This window comes from Paraburkholderia rhynchosiae (genome assembly GCF_002879865.1).
GTDB classification, from domain to species: Bacteria; Pseudomonadota; Gammaproteobacteria; order Burkholderiales; family Burkholderiaceae; genus Paraburkholderia; species Paraburkholderia rhynchosiae.
Map to the genome: position 1 here is coordinate 229517 of NZ_PNXY01000007.1, position 16239 is coordinate 245755.

13 protein-coding genes are annotated in these 16239 nt (G+C 63.1%); 6 read left to right on the forward strand and 7 right to left on the reverse strand.

Features of this window, described 5'->3' with window-relative positions; genetic code table 11:
• Window positions 1–4: 4 nt before the first annotated feature.
• Both C0Z16_RS12760 and C0Z16_RS12765 read left to right on the forward strand, forming a co-directional pair.
• Window positions 5–790, forward strand: coding sequence for a 2-keto-4-pentenoate hydratase (locus C0Z16_RS12760; protein ID WP_175130685.1), 786 nt, complete (start codon window positions 5–7; stop codon window positions 788–790).
• A gap of 48 nt (window positions 791–838) precedes the next feature.
• Window positions 839–3859, forward strand: coding sequence for an FAD-binding and (Fe-S)-binding domain-containing protein (locus tag C0Z16_RS12765; RefSeq protein WP_102632510.1), 3021 nt, complete (start codon window positions 839–841; stop codon window positions 3857–3859).
• Window positions 3860–3887: 28 nt separating this feature from the next.
• Here C0Z16_RS12765 and C0Z16_RS12770 read toward each other — a convergent pair whose 3' ends face one another.
• Window positions 3888–4805 (reverse strand): helix-turn-helix domain-containing protein, encoded by a 918-nt coding sequence (locus C0Z16_RS12770; RefSeq protein WP_102632581.1) that lies wholly within the window; start codon window positions 4803–4805, stop codon window positions 3888–3890.
• A gap of 169 nt (window positions 4806–4974) precedes the next feature.
• On the opposite strand from C0Z16_RS12770, the gene C0Z16_RS12775 reads away from it, so the two are divergent.
• The 4 genes from C0Z16_RS12775 (at window position 4975) to C0Z16_RS12790 (ending at window position 9451) form a co-directional block, all read left to right on the forward strand.
• Window positions 4975–5871 carry a DMT family transporter gene (locus C0Z16_RS12775; protein ID WP_102632511.1) on the forward strand — a complete coding sequence of 299 codons (897 nt, stop codon included), beginning with the start codon at window positions 4975–4977 and terminating at the stop codon, window positions 5869–5871.
• A 288-nt stretch (window positions 5872–6159) separates the two neighbouring features.
• Window positions 6160–8343, forward strand: coding sequence for an NHL repeat-containing protein (locus C0Z16_RS12780; protein WP_102632512.1), 2184 nt, complete (start codon window positions 6160–6162; stop codon window positions 8341–8343).
• 110 nt (window positions 8344–8453) lie between these two features.
• The gene (locus C0Z16_RS12785) at window positions 8454–8711 is read left to right on the forward strand and encodes a hypothetical protein (RefSeq protein ID WP_102632513.1); all 258 of its coding nucleotides are present in this window, start codon (window positions 8454–8456) and stop codon (window positions 8709–8711) included.
• Window positions 8712–8851: 140 nt separating this feature from the next.
• Window positions 8852–9451, forward strand: a complete 600-nt coding sequence (locus C0Z16_RS12790; RefSeq protein WP_102632514.1) for a LysE family translocator — start codon at window positions 8852–8854, stop codon at window positions 9449–9451.
• 21 nt (window positions 9452–9472) lie between these two features.
• On the opposite strand, the gene C0Z16_RS12795 is transcribed toward C0Z16_RS12790, so the two are convergent.
• The 6 genes from C0Z16_RS12795 to C0Z16_RS12820 all read right to left on the reverse strand — a co-directional run bounded on the left by C0Z16_RS12795 (window position 9473) and on the right by C0Z16_RS12820 (window position 15717).
• Window positions 9473–10708, reverse strand: coding sequence for a winged helix-turn-helix domain-containing protein (locus C0Z16_RS12795; protein WP_102632515.1), 1236 nt, complete (start codon window positions 10706–10708; stop codon window positions 9473–9475).
• Window positions 10709–10862: 154 nt separating this feature from the next.
• Window positions 10863–11141 carry a hypothetical protein gene (locus tag C0Z16_RS12800; protein ID WP_102632516.1) on the reverse strand — a complete coding sequence of 93 codons (279 nt, stop codon included), beginning with the start codon at window positions 11139–11141 and terminating at the stop codon, window positions 10863–10865.
• A gap of 196 nt (window positions 11142–11337) precedes the next feature.
• Window positions 11338–13053: an FAD-dependent oxidoreductase gene (locus C0Z16_RS12805; protein ID WP_102632517.1), complete on the reverse strand. Its 1716-nt coding sequence runs from the start codon at window positions 13051–13053 to the stop codon at window positions 11338–11340.
• A gap of 90 nt (window positions 13054–13143) precedes the next feature.
• A complete protein-coding gene (locus tag C0Z16_RS12810) occupies window positions 13144–14136 on the reverse strand; it encodes a DedA family protein/thiosulfate sulfurtransferase GlpE (protein ID WP_102632518.1) in 993 nt (330 codons plus the stop codon).
• A gap of 344 nt (window positions 14137–14480) precedes the next feature.
• Window positions 14481–14732 (reverse strand): hypothetical protein, encoded by a 252-nt coding sequence (locus C0Z16_RS12815; RefSeq protein WP_027779988.1) that lies wholly within the window; start codon window positions 14730–14732, stop codon window positions 14481–14483.
• Between the two features lie 382 nt (window positions 14733–15114).
• Window positions 15115–15717: a DinB family protein gene (locus tag C0Z16_RS12820; RefSeq protein WP_102632519.1), complete on the reverse strand. Its 603-nt coding sequence runs from the start codon at window positions 15715–15717 to the stop codon at window positions 15115–15117.
• Window positions 15718–16239: the final 522 nt, after the last annotated feature.

Consider the following 16239-nt stretch of genomic DNA (forward strand, 5'->3'; position numbering starts at 1 on the left):
CGCGATGCTGAACTCCTCTCACGCCGACGCTATCGACATGACGACACAACTCGTTAGCCGGCTGCTTGCCGACGCCCGCCGCAACCACGCGACGCTCGATAATCTGCCGCCGGATCGCTCGCCCGCCGACGCGCAAGCGGCGTATGCGATCCAGCACGAGATTCTGGCCATCTCGGGCGCGCGCATCGGCGGCTGGAAAATTGGCGCGAAGTCCGACAGCGGTCCGATTCAGGGCGCGCCGCTGCCGGACGTCGACCTGCACGCCGATCGCACCCGTCTGCCGCAAGCAGCGTTTGCGCCGTTAGGGCTCGAACTGGAGATCGCGTTTCGCTTTGGCCGCCGCTTCGAGCCTTCGACAACGTCCTATAGCGAAGCCGACGTGCACGCGGGCATCGCCTCGTTTGGCGCGACGATCGAAATCGTCGCGAGCCGCTTCGCCGCGTGGCCCGACGTCGACAAGCTCGCGCAACTCGCGGATCTGCAGAATCACGGCGCGCTGATCGTCGGCGAATTCCTGCCGTATGACGAGCGTTTTCCGTTTGCCGCGCCTTCGCTGCGCTTCGACTTCGAAGGACGCGATGTCGTCGAATTGACGCCCACCAATCCGGCCGGCGATCCGCGGCGTCTGCTCAGGTGGCTCGTCAATCACGCGAGCTCGCGTGGCATCCCGGTGACGCCGGAAATGGTCGTCACTACCGGTTCATACACCGGAATGTTCTTTCCACGAAGCGCGGGCACGGCGCACGGGCGCATTGAAGGGCTGCCGCCCGTCAGCGTTACGCTGTACTAACCGTTTGCGCGCTCACTGCACTTGCCGCGTTTTGCTCCAACAGACGTTATGACGAATCCCACTTCCGCTTTACTGGTCAAGCCGATTCATCTGGTGCCGTCCGCCGCGCGTCTGACGACGCCGCTCGCGCAACATCTGCACAAGTCGTTGCGCGGCGACGTGTTATTCGACGCGGCGAGCCGCGGCCGATATGCGACGGACGCATCGATCTATCAGATCATGCCGACGGGCGTGGTCGTGCCGCGCGATCAGGACGATCTGCGCATCGCGCTGGAAATCGCCCGCAGCGAAAAAGTGCCACTGCTTGCGCGCGGCGCCGGTACGAGTCAATGCGGGCAAACGGTCGGCGAAGCGCTCGTGATCGACACGAGCAAGTGGCTGAACAACATCGTCGATTTCGACGCCGAGGCTCGCACCGTCACCGTCGAGCCGGGCGTCGTGCTGGACCATCTGAACGCGTGGCTCAAACCGCACGGTCTATGGTTTCCGGTGGATGTGTCGACGGCCGCGCAGTGCACGATTGGCGGCATGGCGGGCAACAATTCGTGCGGCTCGCGTTCCATCGAATACGGCAACATGGTGCACAACGTCGAGGCCATCGACGCGATTCTCGCCGATGGCAGTGAAGCGCGTTTCGCATCATTGCGCGAAGCGCCGCAAGGCGCGCGTTTGCAGCAGATACTCGAAGGCGTGAAGCGGATCGCGCAGCGCGAGCGCGACGAAATCGTGGCGCGCGTGCCGAAAGTGTTGCGCCGTGTGGCGGGCTACAACATCGACCTGTTCGATTGCCAGAACCCCCGCGCTTATACCGACGACGGCGTGGCCAATCTAGCGCATCTGCTGGTCGGCTCCGAAGGCACGCTCGCGTTCAGCCGTCAGTTGACGCTGAAGCTCGTGCCGCTGCCCGCGCATAAAACGCTGGGCGTGGTCAACTTTCCGACCTTCTGGCAGGCGATGGATCTCACGCAGCACATCGTCAAGCTGAAGCCGGTGGCAGTGGAGCTGGTCGATCGCACAATGATCGATCTGGCGATGAGCAATCCCGCGTTTCGTCCGGTGGTCGAAAAGGCGCTGGTCGGCGAGCCGCAAGCCGTGCTGCTCGTGGAATTCGCCGGCGAGTCGCTCGACGCGCAACACGAGTCGCTCAGGCAGCTTGCCGAATTAATGGCCGATCTCGGCTTGCCCGGCTCAGTCGTCGAAATGCCGGATATGAATGCGCAAAAGGCGCTGTGGGAAGTGCGCAAGGCCGGGCTCAACATCATGATGAGCATGAAGGGCGACGGCAAGCCGGTGTCTTTCATCGAAGACTGCGCGGTGCCGCTCGAACATCTGGCCGAATACACGAGCAAGTTGACGGAGGTGTTTCATCGGCATGGCACGGAGGGCACCTGGTATGCGCATGCGAGCGTCGGCACGCTGCATGTGCGGCCGATTCTCGATATGCGCCGCGACGGCGCGATCAAAATGCGCGCAATTGCCGAGGAGGCGGCGGCGCTGGTGCGCGAATACAAGGGCGCCTATTCGGGCGAACATGGCGACGGCTTGTGTCGCGGCGAATGGGTTGCGTGGCAATACGGGCCCAGGCTCAACGAGGCGTTCAGCGAGATCAAGGCGCTGTTCGATCCGGACAACCGCTTCAATCCCGACAAGATGGTGCGTCCGCCGAAAATGGACGATGCTCGCAATTTCCGTTTCGCGCCGGACTACCGGGAACGGCGCATTGAAACGGCGTTGGACTGGTCGGCATGGAATGTCCAGCGCGATCCGCTGACGGGCCGCGAAAGCGCGCCCGGCAGCGGCAACGATCTGTCAGGCGGGCTCGCGAAAGCCGTCGAGATGTGCAACAACAACGGCCACTGCCGCAAGTTCGATGCGGGCACCATGTGCCCGAGCTATCGCGTGACGAAAGACGAACAGCATCTGACACGTGGACGCGCGAACACGTTGCGTCTCGCGATCTCCGGCCAACTCGGCGAAGCCGGATTAGCGAGCGACGACGTTAAGGACACACTCGATCTGTGCGTGTCCTGCAAGGGCTGCAAGCGCGATTGTCCGACCGGCGTCGATATGGCGAAGTTGAAGATCGAGGCCCGCGCGGCGCGTGTCAAACGTCATGGCCTGAGGCTGCGCGACAAGCTCGTGGCCTTCATGCCGCGTTACGCCGCAGCCGCGAGCCGCATGCCGGGCTTGATGGCGCTTGCCGATAATGTGCCGCTGTTGTCGGCGTGGTTCAAGCGTTCGGTCGGCTTCGCCGGCGAACGGAGCTTGCCGCGCTTCAGGAAGTCGTTTTTATCGAGCGCAACGCCGACCGTAAACGCACATGGCGCCGTGTTAAAGGAAGTGCTGTTGTTCGTCGACACGTTCAACAACAACATGGAGCCTGACAACGCGCGGGCTGCGCAGCAGGTGCTGGAGGCGGCCGGCTACACGGTGCATTTCAATACGCGTCAGGGCGAGCGGCCCGTGTGCTGCGGGCGGACATTCCTCGCCGCGGGTCTTGTAGATGAAGCGAAGCACGAAGCGCGGCGCATGTTCGATCTGTTCAAGCCATTCGTGGAGCGCGGCGTGCCGATTGTCGGTCTGGAGCCTTCGTGCCTGCTGTCGTTGCGCGACGAGTTTCTGCACTACGGTTTCGGCGACGAAGCGCAGCGGCTTGCCAGCCAAGCGTTCCTGTTCGAAGAGTTTCTGGTGCGCGAGGAAAAGGCAGGACGCTTGCAGCTCGCGTTAAAGCCCTTGGCCACGCCGCAGGCGCTGGTGCATGGCCATTGTCATCAGAAGGCTTTCGACGCCTTCACGCCCGTGCAAACCGTATTGAAATGGATTCCTGAGCTGAAGGTATCGACGGTGGAGTCGTCGTGTTGCGGGATGGCCGGCAGTTTCGGCTACGAAGCGGAACACTATGCGACGTCGCAGGCCATGGCGGAGTTGTCGCTATTGCCGGCAGTGCGCAAGATCGACGGCAATATGGTCATGGTCGCAGACGGCACGAGTTGCCGGCATCAGATTCACGATGGCACGGGCGTCGAGGCCATTCATGTGGCGCGCGTGCTCGCGATGGCATTGCAGTGATGCGCCAGAGGTCGGCCGGCCTCGAACGTCAGACCGTGACGGCCTGCCGGTACGCGGTAGGCGACACGCCCACGCCCTCGCGAAAACGGTGGCTGAAATGGCTGGCGTTCGCGTAGCCGCATAGTTCGGCGACTTGCGCGAGCGGCAGCGCCGTGCTGCGCAACAGCGTGCGGGCGCGCTCGAGCCGCTGCTGCGCGATCCACGCAGCGGGCGGCAGTCCAAACGACGTGCGGAACATGCGCGCGAGATGAAACTCCGACAACGCCGCCACGCTCGCCAGTTCGCCGAGCGTGAACGGTTGCGCAAGATGGCTCTCGATGTAGTCACGCAGGCGCCGGCGAGTCGCCACGGACAAACCGCCCCTCAGCGATAAACCGATCCGGCGCACGCCTTGCGCACGCAGCAACAGACTCAGCACTTCATGCGCGGTTTCGTTGGTGCGCAGCAAACCGTCGGCGTCGTCCCAATGTTCATTCGCGAGCGACTGACACAGACCGGCGATGCGGGTGTCTTCGAAATAGGTGCGATCGGCGAGTGTCAATTCGCGCGGCTCGCGGTCCAGTTCCTGCACGGCGCGCTGCGTGAAGTGCTCGGGCAGGAAGTAAAGGTGCATGAAGTGCATGTGCCCGCGCACCCACCAGCGCGATTCGTGGTCGCCGGGCAATGCGCACAGTCGCGACGGCGCGCCGTAACGCCCCGGCATTTTCTGACGCTCGGTGCGATAGCCGCCATCCAGATAGCACGACAGCGTGTGGTGGCCGGGCCGGTCGTACACCGTCTCGGCGACTTCCGTGTCGCGCGTCCAGACGGCAATCGCCAGGCCGTCGCCGAGCCACGCGAAGCGGTCCAGGTTCGCGTTCGAGCTGCTCAGCGTGTGACACACCGACTGAATGCCGAACGGCGTTTCAGTAGCGTCGATCACAGGGACGGGCGGGCTCGTGTTCACGGAACGGGTGGATATCTGGTGCAAGGGATAAGCGCCAGTATACGGCCAGCCACGCACGCAGTCATACGCGGCCGCGCCTTGCCGCGAAAAGTGCGCAATCCTGGACAAGTCCCGCCGCTTGCGATCACGCATAGTAGAACTCCCGTATTCGCTGTTGCAGGCTTGATCCATGAATCTGTCGCTTTATGCCGTTACCGTTCTGATCTGGGGCACCACGTGGATTGCGATCAAATGGCAATTGGGCGCGGTGCCGCCGCCGGTGTCGATCGCGTGGCGCTTCTGGATCGCCGCATTGGTGCTGTTCGCGCTGCTGCGCATCATGCGCCGGCCGATGTGGCCGCCGCGCGCCGCATGGCGGTTACTGTTCGCACAAGGACTGGCGCTCTTCTGCGTCAACTTTTTATGCTTCTACTACGCCGAACAGGTCGTGCCGAGCGGCCTGGTCGCGGTGGTGTTCTCGACCGCGCCGCTGCTCAACTCCATCAACGGCCGGCTTTTCATGGGCCGCACATTGCAAGCTTCCGCAATTGCGGGCGCGATGCTCGGCCTCGTCGGTATTGTGTGTCTGTTCGTTCAGCAGATGAGCGGGCATCTCGGCGATCACGCTGCATGGCTCGGGCTTGGCATCGCGTTTCTCGGCACTTTGTGCTTCTCGGCGGGCAATCTGTTGTCGAGCCGCATGCAGTCGATGGGCCTGCATCCGTTCGCTACCAATAGCTGGGCGATGCTGATCGGCGCCAGCGTGCTGACAATCGGCAGCGCGCTGGCCGGCTTCTCGTTCGCCATCGAGCCGTCCGCACGTTATCTCGGTGCGCTCGCGTATCTCGCGGTGTTCGGCTCGGTGATCGGCTTTACCGCGTACCTGATGCTCGTCGGGCGCATCGGCCCGGAGCGCGCGGCCTATTCCACCGTGCTGTTTCCCATCGTGGCGCTGGCGGTATCGACAGTATTCGAGGGCTACCAGTGGTCCGCGTTGGCCGTAGTCGGATTGCTGCTGGTGGTCGCCGGCAACCTGGTCGCGTTCGATATGACCCGGCGACTCTTCGGGCGGCGAAGTCACGCTTAGTCAGCGCATGGTTCATGCGCGCGAAGGCGAGCCTTTGGGGAAATGGCAATACGTAAAGAGGACGTAAAAAGGCCTGAATAACTCCAATTGGTGAGCTCTTGCGCGAGCCTGACAAAACTCACCGATTCATTCTCGCAAGGCCGCGCTACAGCAGAAAAACTGGCTCTCCGCGCGAACTTATGCGCATCGAATATTTGCTTTGCTAAACACTTTAAACAAATTTTTAATCAATTAATTCACGCGTTTTCTATGCGACGATAAAAGCGTCACTCGCAAGGAAAAACCGTCGTGAAACTCCTCTCCCGTCTGGGCATGGCATTGATGTTTTGCCACAGTCTTTTTCCCGTTACCGCATCGGCGCAATCACAACTCACGTACAGCACGTCGTGGATTGGCAATAGTTTTGGTTTCGGCGACAGCAAATGGGTGCAGCAGGATATCCAGGCAATCAGCGTCGGCGCCGACGGTACTGTTTATACGAATGCGCCATGGGACGAGAGCGGCAGCGAAATCGCCGCGTATCGGGCGGGCGACAAAGTCGGTGTCGCCGGCTTCACGCACGGTTGGGGCGCCGCCGGTGGCGATGCCGTCGCGGTGAACCCTACGTATCTGTACGCGGCGATGTCGATCGGTAGCGAGAACAACAGGCTGGTCGGCACGGACTATCCGCCGGCTGGGCAGACCTGGTACGGCATTACGCGCCGCACGCTGGCGAATCTCTCGGCCGGCGTCGCGTTCAGCGGCGGTGTGGGCAACAGCGCGAACGCAACGAAGAACAGCTTTTTGCCCGTCGACACGGTGACCACAGGCACCGACGCGGCCATCCGCGGACTCGCCGCCACGGACAGCGAACTGTACTTGTCCGACACCTACGCCAATCGCATCGTCGTGTTGAACGCGAACTCCATGCAGCCTTTGCGCTCATGGAGCGTGAGTTCGCCGGGACGCATCGCTATCGACACGGATTCGACGTTATGGGTGATAAGTGGCGTATCGTCAGGGATACTAACTATTGTGCACTTCACTGCCAACGGCGACGCGCTCGCCGGCACGTTGCCGTTGCCTGCCGGCGCGATTCCCGCCGACATCACCGTCACGCCGTCAGGACAAGTTCTTGTCGCGGACAATGGCCCGTCTCAGCAGATTCTGGTCTTCAACAAGGACGCCAACGGTCAGCCGCAAGCCGCCGCGCCGCTCGGCACGCGCAACGGCCTTTTTCACGTGGTCAAGGGCGTGCCCGGCAACTGGCGCTTCAATGGCATAACGGGTATTGGGCTCGATCCGGCGGGCAATCTCTACGTCGCACAAAACGGCGAAGGACCGCGGCCGCCGGGCTCGGCATCCGTCGGGCAAGGCGCGGTTCTGGAAAGCTATGTGTACAGTTCGCACGCGTTCAACTGGCGGCTGTACGGCCTGACATTCGTCGACAGCGCCGCGTTCGATCCGGCCACGCCGACTTCCGTCTACACGGGCTCGAAGCGTTTTACGCTCGACTATAGTCAGCCTGCCGGCCACGAATGGTCATATGCGGCGTTCACGCTCGATCGTTTCGATTATCCCGACGGTCCGACGTTTCACCAGCCGCGCGGCGTGCGCGGCGAGCCGATGGTGCGGAGGATCAACGGCCAGCCGTTTCTCTACACGCTAGATCCAGGCGCACATTATCTGAACGTCTATCGCTTCGATACCGCGCGTGGTCAGATGGCGATTCCGTCGGGCCTGCTCGCACAAAATCCGCAGCCGGGCACGTGGCCTTCTGGGCAGCCGAGCTATGGCGAATGGCTGTGGCGCGACGTCAATGGCAACGGCGTCGTCGACACGAGCGAGATCACCAGCAATCCGTCGACCGGCAGCACAGTGGGCAACGGCTTCTGGTGGGTGGACACACCTGGCAACATCTGGCTTGCGACGCCGCTGAGCGGCATCCGCGAGATGCCGTTGCAAGGTCTCGATTCCGCTGGCAATCCGATCTACACCTACGCAAGCTCGAAGATGTTCGCGATGCCGCAGCTGTTCACGCGGCTCGCGCGGTTGGTCTACATCGCGGAGACGGACACCATGTATCTCTCCGGCTTCACGAGCGCGATTCCGTGGGACTCGACGCATTGGAAGGAGGCCGGCCCGGTGCTCGCGCGCTACGACAACTGGAGTGCGGGCACGCCCACGCAGCAGTACGCGGTCTCGCTGCCATGGAACACGCAGACCACGCCGCAGACGACCACGGTGGGCGTCGCGGTGGCCGGCGACTACATCTTCGTTGCTGAGTTGTACACGGCGAAGGTGGATGTCTACGACGCGCGCACCGGTCAGCCGGTCGGTTATATGACGCCGGGCGCGAGCGTGGGCAACACGAGCGGATGGGTGGATGTGTATCTCGGCATCAGCGCGGCGAAACGCGACAACGGCGAGTACGTGATCCTGGTCGAAGACGACGCGCGCGCAAAAATCCTGATGTATCGGTGGACGCCTTAATCCCGATCGTGTTCGCGCCGATCACGAATAGACGGCAACGCGCGATCGGTATATAACAACATGAAAGGATGGCTCGTTCACCGACGCTTCAAACGGAGAGATGCTTCATCATGACGCAAGACGTAACGCCTAAGCCGCCCACGGGCGACCGGCCCGATCTGGAAAACCTCGACGCAGCGCTCAGTCACGTGGATCAGCAGGTGTCCTCCGGCAGCATTGCGTCGGGCGCAGCCAAGGGCATTCTGTATAGCCTGATCGAAACGCTCGGCGCATTTGTCGGCGATCCCGATTTGCCCGAGCACGCGCGTTCGGGCTATGAAGGGCTGCTCGAAGCCGCTCGCGAACTGCGCGCGAAGCTGGAGCACTAACCGGGGCTCGCGGCTTTGCGGTTGCGATTGAAAGATTAGCGCTTGACGATTGCGATTCGTCATCGCAATCGCGCGCCGCGTCCGGCCACGCCGCTGTCTGTGATAAAAAGGCGCACTGTTTCCAACATTGCGCCTTTTCCATGTTTTCTGTGTCCGCTATCGCGTTATTGGCCGCCGGCATCGTCGTCGTGCTGCTTACGCCGGGGCCTACCAATACGTTGCTCGCGTCGGCGGGTTTGCGCCAGGGCGTGCAGCGCTCGCTGCCGCTCGTCGCCGCCGAACTCGCCGGCTATCTGGTCTCTATTTCCGTCTGGGGACGTTTCCTCGCTCAAGCCGCGCATGCATTGCCGTGGCTGCCGTCGCTGCTGCGCGTGGCAGCGGGTTTGTACATCGCCTGGCTTGCCGTCGATATGTGGCGCGCGGCCGTCGCGTTGCCCGATTCGACGCAGCGGACCAGCGGCATGCATACGCTTTTCATCGCGACGCTGCTCAATCCGAAAGCTCTGCTGTTTGCGGGCACGATCTTTCCGGCCGCCGCTTTCGCACATTGGCCGACTTATCTCCTGGCGATGCTGACGTTCGCGTGCCTGCTAATGCCGATCGCGCTCGCGTGGATCGCGTTCGGCGCGGCGCTCGGCAGCGGCAAGTTGAAGTGGCTCGATCCGGCGAAGATGCAGCGCGGCGCGTCGATCGTGCTCGGCGTGTTTTCGCTGTCGCTAGCGTGGTCGGCGTTGCATTGACTGCGCGCGCGGGCCGCGCGCTTACACTTCGACGCGGTCGCCGACGCTGCCTCGCACGCTCAGCGCTTTTCGCCACTCCGGCGGTGCGGACGTGATTTGCAGTTGCGGCGTGCCATGCCAATCCGCGCAACGTTGCAACGCGCGCCGCAGATCACCGGCGAGCCGCGCACTCGGACGCACGCCCGGTTCAATATGCACCGACTTCAATTCGAAGACGCCTTGCGCGCGATGCGCTTTCGCATCGACGCGGCCGACGAGGCGCCCGCGGCTCAGCAGCGGCAGCACGAAGTAGCCGTATTTGCGCTTCGCCGCGGGCGTATAGCATTCGATTGCGTAGTCGAAGTCGAATAGCGCGGCGGCCCGCTTGCGGTCCCACACGACCGGATCGAACGGCGATAGCACCGTTGTCACCGTTGAGGCGAGCTTGCCGCTTGCCGCGTCGTCGAGCATTGACGCGAAATCGCGATGGACGAACGTGTCCTGCTTCCAGCCCGGCACCTGAACGGAAATCAATTCGCCGCGATCGGCGAGCGCGCGAAGTTCGTCGTGATAGGGACGGCGCGGCAGCCTGTAGTAGTCCGCCACCCAGTCCGCCCGCGCGACGCCGAGCGCACGACACGTGCGGCGTAACAGTTCATCAGTGACGGTGCGCGCCGGCGGCAGATCGCGTGCGTCGTTCCAGCCTGGCAATACGCGTTCGGTGAGATCGTAGACGCGCTGGAAATTGCGCCGCTCCGCGACCATCAATTGCCCGATGGCGAAGAGCACTTCCAGATGGCGCTTCTCGGGCTTCCAGTCCCACCATCCGTTGCCCTTGCCCGCCTCCCGAGCGAAATCCGCCGAACGCACCGGACCTGTGGCGCGGATATGCGCAAGCAGCTTCTCAATGTCCTCGCGATGCTTCTTATGCCAATCGGCCGCGTATTTCCAGCCCATGCCGCTCGGATCTAGCATCCGATGGCGCAGCAGGCCGTAGTCTTCCGTCGGGACGAAACAGGCCTCATGCGACCAGTATTCGAAGAGCTTGCCTTCGGCAAGATGGTCGTCGAGCCATTGTTGCGGATAGGCGCCGAGCCGGCTGAACAGCACAAGATAAGGACTGCGCGCGACGACGTGAATCGTGTCGATCTGCAATTGCGCCATGCGGCGGATCGCGTCGAGCACGTCGGCCTTCACGGCTTTGCGGCGCGGCGGCGTCAGCAAACCTTGTGCGGCCAGATGCAGCGTGCGGGCGGCGGAAAGCGGAAGAATCTTCACGCGAGCGTCGTTCAGTGAGTGACTGCGATGGCGGGCACAAGCCCGGCCTGAATCAGCAGACGCTACTGTAGCGTGAATGCGGCAGAGAGATTGGCGATGGCGCGAAGCGCCTGAGCGGCCGCGTCACGGTCGCGCCTTCTCTCGCGCTAGAAGATTACCAGCCGCGCCCGTGATGTTTGTCCCAGCCGCGATGACGGCCATGATCGTGATGCCAACGGCGGTCACGATAATAGTCGTCACGATAGCCGTAACCGTAGACAGGCTGAGGCGCGTAGATGACCGGCGGCGACGGCGCGTAGATCACCGGCGGCGCGGCGTACACGGGACCCGGCGTGTTGACGAACACGCCGACATCCACGCGGGCAAAGGCGGCAGTCGATGCGCAAGCGGCGGCAAGGCCGAAGGCGGCGAAAGCGATCGCGCGTTTGATCATGCTTGTCTCCTGTGATCCGATGAAAGATGTTCCCAACGCCGTCCAGTTGCTGTCGAATGGCTGACGTTCATCTTACGAGGCAGAAAGACAAGCAGGTGCAACGAGTTGAAGGCGTGTGTAACAGGGCATTACCTCGGCGGCCCTTTTTACGGCGCGGCGGAACCACGCGCAGGCTCCGGCTTCGGCTCCGGCGTCCTCAGGCTACCGATGCAACCGCGTCATCGGCGGAAACCGCCAGCAGTTGATGAATCTGCGCGACCACCGCCGCACCTTCGCCGACCGCCGCCGCCACGCGTTTCGTCGATCCCGCGCGCGCGTCGCCGATCGCGTACACGCCCTTCACGGTCGTCGCGAGGTCGCAAGCCGACGCGCCGTCCACGCCGGTGCCCGTGAGCACGAAGCCCTTTTCGTCGAGCTCGACGCCGCAGGTGCGCAGCCAGTCGGTATTCGGATCTGCGCCAGTGAAGAGGAACAGATGCCGCGTGTCGAAGTGATCGGTGCCGTCGGGCAAAGGCTTTTTCAAGGCGACCGAGGCGAGGCCGCTTTCGTCCGCGACGAGCCGGCCGATCTCCGAATTCGGATGCACCTCCACGTTCGGCAGCGAGCGGATCCGGTCGATCAGATAGCGCGACATGGTGGCTTCAAAGCCGCTGCGCCGGATCAGCACGTGGACCTTCGCCGCGTGCGACGCCAGATAGACGATCGCCTGGCCGGCCGAATTGCCGCCGCCCACGAGCACGACTTCCTGGCGCTTGCACAGCTTCGCCTCCACGGGCGACGCCCAGTAGTAGACGCCGCGTCCATCGAAACGGTCGAGCCCTTCGAGCGCGGGGCGCCGGTAAACCGCGCCGCTCGCGATCACAATGGTGCGCGCGGTAACGTGGCCGCCGCATTTCAGCTCGAGCCGGTACGGCGCCTCGCCGCAGTGCAGCGCCTTCACGTGGACCGGAATGGCGACGTGCGCGCCGAATTTCTGCGCCTGCACGAACGCGCGTCCGGCCAACGCCTGACCGGAGATGCCGGTCGGAAAGCCGAGGTAGTTCTCGATCCGTGAGCTGGCGCCGGCCTGGCCGCCGGGCGCACGGCTGTCGAGCACGATCACCGACAAGCCCTCGGACGCCGCATACACTGCGGTGGCAAGCCCGGCCGGTCCTGCGCCGACGATCGCGACGTCGTAGACCAGCGAGTCGTTGAGATCGGGTAGAAGCCCAAGCGAGGTGGCGAGTTCTGGCATGCTCGGATGACGCAGCACCGAGCCGTCCGGGCAGATCACCAGCGGCATGTCTTCCTGCTGCGCGCCGAATTGCTCGACGAGACGCAACGCGTCCTCGTCGCACTCGTCGATCGTGGAATGCGGATGACCGTTGCGCGACAGAAAGCCTTGCAACATCACAAGCCGCGCGTCGGTGCTGCTGCCGATCAGGATCGGCCCGCCCGCGCCTTTTTCGATCAGCGACACGCGCCGCAAAATGAGCGCGCGCATAATCCGCTCGCCGAGTTCCGCTTCCGCGACAAGTAGTGCCCGCAGTTTTTCCGGCGGAATCAGCAGCGCCTCCACGGCGCTGAGCGCCATACCGTTGACGAGCGCATGGCGTCCCGACAATTGACCGACTTCGGCAAGGAAATGCCCCGGACCATGCTGGCCGATCACGACTTCGCGGCCGATGCCGTCGCGCTGATAGACCTTCACGTGCCCTTCGAGCAGCACGAACATGCCAGGACCGGTGCGGCCGGTCTCGAACAGCAGTTCGCCGGCCCGCCATTGGCCGACCTCGCCGAACCGGCGCACGCGATCGATCTCCGCGGGGGTGAGCGCGGGGAACATCTGATGCATGCGCGTGGACAGATTGGAAAACGGCGCGTCGGCAACTACCGCTTCCGCTTGCGCTTCAGGATCTAGAGTCGAAAGCATTGAACCGCTCTCCTTCGGTGTTTGTTGATTGATTGAACGAAGGCGCGGCGGCGCGCATGCAAAAGCGCGCAAGCGGCAACGCCCGCGGCGTCAAACCGCCTTCGGCGCGATGTGCTCGACCGCGGCTTCGGGCGGCGGCATGCCGGGCAAGGCCTCGACGGGCCTGCCGGAGTCGCGCCAGGCTTCCATGCCGCCGCGCAACGGCAGCACGTCGGCAAAGCCTGCTTCGTTCAACTGCTTGGCCATCCATGCGGCCGAAATTTCATTGGGACACGAACAGTAAATCACCAGTTTCTGATTGCGCGGATACGTGGCGACGATCTGATCCAGGTGCCGCTCGTCGGCGAATTGCGAGCCGGGAATCACGAAAGGATCGAGCTTGCGTTTCTCGTGCGAACGGATATCGAACAGCACCGGCGTGTTGCCCGCCGCGACCAGTGTGGCGAGTTCGTCCACTTCGATGCGAGCCGACGCGAGTTTGTTGATCAACTGACGACGGCGAATCCAGCGGTACGCCGCGTACAACAGCAGCAGCGCGACAGCGACGACGCCCGCCGTGCGTCCCAAACGCCCGGCTGCGGCGAACACCATGTCGATCTGCTGCGCGAACAATGCGCCGATGATGAGCCCGGTGCCCGACCACAACGCAGCGCCGATGCTGTCGTACGTGAGAAACGTGCGATAGCGCGTGCCCATTGCGCCGGCCATCGGAATGGACACGATCGACAGACCGGGGACGAACTTCGCGACGGCCAGCACGCGCACGCCCCAGCGGCCAAAAAACCGCTCGGTCTTTTTTACGCAGGTGTCACGCGACAGCGACAGACGGCAGATGGTTTTCAGCGTATTGCCGCCGTACACACGGCCGGCGAGATACCAGGCGCTGTCGCCGATCAGCGTGGCGAATATCGACAGAATGAGTACCGGCAGCAGTTGCGTGCCGACCGAACCCGGGTGCATCGCGGCCATGGCGCCGAACAGCACGAGCGAGGGCATAGCCGGTACGGGCAGGCCGATCGAGGCGGCCAGCACGTTGGCGAAGATGAGCGCCGGCCCATATTGCTCGACGAGATCATGTAGCATCGACTTACATCCGCGGCCTTTTCAGGCACGGCGCAGTAGGAAAGCAAAGGAGAATGGGGGGATTATGGACCATTTTCAAGGCGTGCAATGGCCCTGAAAAACGCCGGTTATTCGGGGTTTGGAAGCGCTACCGCCACCCGCTCGATGCCTGAACAGTGCAGGCTGGAACTTCGAACCAGGCGGGAGCCTCGCGCGACCCGAATAAAGTGAGAACGATTGAAGCTCGCGCGGCCTGAAGAAAAGCGGCGCGCGACGAATACGCAATGGCACTCAGCAATCGCAACGCCGAGTATCCGCTGCACACACGCGGCATTCACGCCGAAGCGCAGTGCCGCGTGCTTCCCTTATTGACGATGATTGTGCTGCTCGCCTGGCAGTTCGGCGCCGTGCGCGCGAATCGCGGCAATCAGTTCAGCAGGCGTGATTTCATAGCGCACTTCGCGATGTATGCCTGGCTTGCGCTCGTCGACTTCGACCAGAAGAATGCCTTTGCCGTCTTCTGTCGATTCGAGGCGCAGCGAACGCAGTTCGCGCCCGGTTGCGTCGTCGTATTCGGTGAGCAGGGCCATTGACCCGGAGGACCCGGTAGTGCGCATCGAAGTTGTCCTTGTTCCGTTGTTGATCGAATCATTGTACGGGCAGCATCACGCGCCGTCTGTCGCGCAATGTTCACGCTTCGGGGATTGACCGATGCGTCTGCGTGCTTGCCTCGTCGCCGCCGCGCGCGTTGCTTGGCGCGGCTCGCGAAGCGACGCGCATGCGATGACGTCCCGCAGCAATAATCAGTTTAACGCGACTCGTCGCGACGGCGGACGCATTTTTCGTGCCCCGCGGCGGTGCAGTCCATCTTCGAGACTGTCATGCGGATGACGTGCGTCCTGGTTAGACAGCGCGACCCGCGCGACGAACTGGCGGCGGCAAAAAGGCCCGATGCGAAACGCAGACTCGGCTCGCGCGCGCAGCTTTGCAGACTGCAGGTTATCGCGGTCTGTTCCGCGCCTCGCGCATGCGTTCCAGGTCGAGCAGTTCCGACGCGCGCAAGGGTGCGTCGCCGGCAAGAAAGAACTCGTCCAGTTGCGGCGGCGCGGCTGTCGTGCCGCTCAACATCGCGTGAACCTGCCCGCGATGATGGATCTGGTGCACGAAGAGATGCGGCAGCATATTGCCGATGCTTTCGCGTTGCACACCGACGGGCGGCCCACGATCGATTCCCACCTCGCGCGGCAGGTCGTCGTCGGTGAGCGACTCGCAGAAGCCGAGCAACCGATGGTCGCTGTTCGCCTGCGCATCCCACAGTTCTGCCGCACGTGCGTAAGGCACTTCGTCGTCGAAAATTGAGAGGCCCTCCCCGCCGCCGACCAGCGCGTCGTAGTAGTACCGGTCCACCAGCAAAATGTGACTCAACGTGAGCTGCAACGACGGGAAGAAGCTCACTCTGCGTTCGGCAAACGCTTCGTCGGTCAGGGCGAGGCACGCGCGGTAGAGGCGCAGGTTGGACCACGCGTTGTTATGCGCCATCGCGGTGAAGTGCGAAGACAAGAGATCGCGCGGATCGGCGCTTCGCGAATCGGAACGGATCATGTCGGCCTCCATCGATGCTGATTGGCATAAATTCGTGGGCATATCCCAAGCACAAATTGGCCCTGCTCAAGCAGCATAAATCGTGTGCAAAAAAACGGCCCGTCTGTTTGGGACGGGCCGCTAAACGCCGTTGTTACTCGGGTCAGCTGCCCTTGCATTCATTGGGCACTGACGCTTGCATCGTGAGGCGTCGTTACCTCGCTGTCGAGGTAGGAGTAACGCCGATCTATCAGATCAATGCGGCGTCCTCACGCTCTATCGTGCGCGTTGTGCGGGGCATGCTGACGTGTTGCTGCCGATCTCGGGTAGTGCGCAGCATCGGTTAACAGGCGCGCACGCGTCGCCGAGGCCGCGGCCCCTCGCGCGGGCGCCGTTACGCCCGATAGCGCCGCTCATACACCGTTCCCGCACGCCTGGATACTGCCCGCGTAAAAGGTGCCGGATGCGTCGCGTCGCACCGTCAAAAGGACTACACTGCGCCGGTAAGGCCAGCAGACGGAGTTCGCCACGGAGATTGCAGCG

What these genes read in the sequence shown, in the direction of transcription:
- C0Z16_RS12805 (WP_102632517.1), bottom strand. Translation starts at nt 13,053, where the DNA reads ATGCTTTCGACTCTAGATCCTGAAGCGCAAGCGGAAGCGGTAGTTGCC.
- C0Z16_RS12790 (WP_102632514.1), top strand. Translation starts at nt 8,852, where the DNA reads ATGTTTTCTGTGTCCGCTATCGCGTTATTGGCCGCCGGCATCGTCGTC.
- C0Z16_RS12820 (WP_102632519.1), bottom strand. Translation starts at nt 15,717, where the DNA reads ATGATCCGTTCCGATTCGCGAAGCGCCGATCCGCGCGATCTCTTGTCT.
- C0Z16_RS12775 (WP_102632511.1), top strand. Translation starts at nt 4,975, where the DNA reads ATGAATCTGTCGCTTTATGCCGTTACCGTTCTGATCTGGGGCACCACG.
- C0Z16_RS12810 (WP_102632518.1), bottom strand. Translation starts at nt 14,136, where the DNA reads ATGCTACATGATCTCGTCGAGCAATATGGGCCGGCGCTCATCTTCGCC.
- C0Z16_RS12815 (WP_027779988.1), bottom strand. Translation starts at nt 14,732, where the DNA reads ATGCGCACTACCGGGTCCTCCGGGTCAATGGCCCTGCTCACCGAATAC.
- C0Z16_RS12785 (WP_102632513.1), top strand. Translation starts at nt 8,454, where the DNA reads ATGACGCAAGACGTAACGCCTAAGCCGCCCACGGGCGACCGGCCCGAT.
- C0Z16_RS12765 (WP_102632510.1), top strand. Translation starts at nt 839, where the DNA reads ATGACGAATCCCACTTCCGCTTTACTGGTCAAGCCGATTCATCTGGTG.
- C0Z16_RS12800 (WP_102632516.1), bottom strand. Translation starts at nt 11,141, where the DNA reads ATGATCAAACGCGCGATCGCTTTCGCCGCCTTCGGCCTTGCCGCCGCT.
- C0Z16_RS12760 (WP_175130685.1), top strand. Translation starts at nt 5, where the DNA reads ATGCTGAACTCCTCTCACGCCGACGCTATCGACATGACGACACAACTC.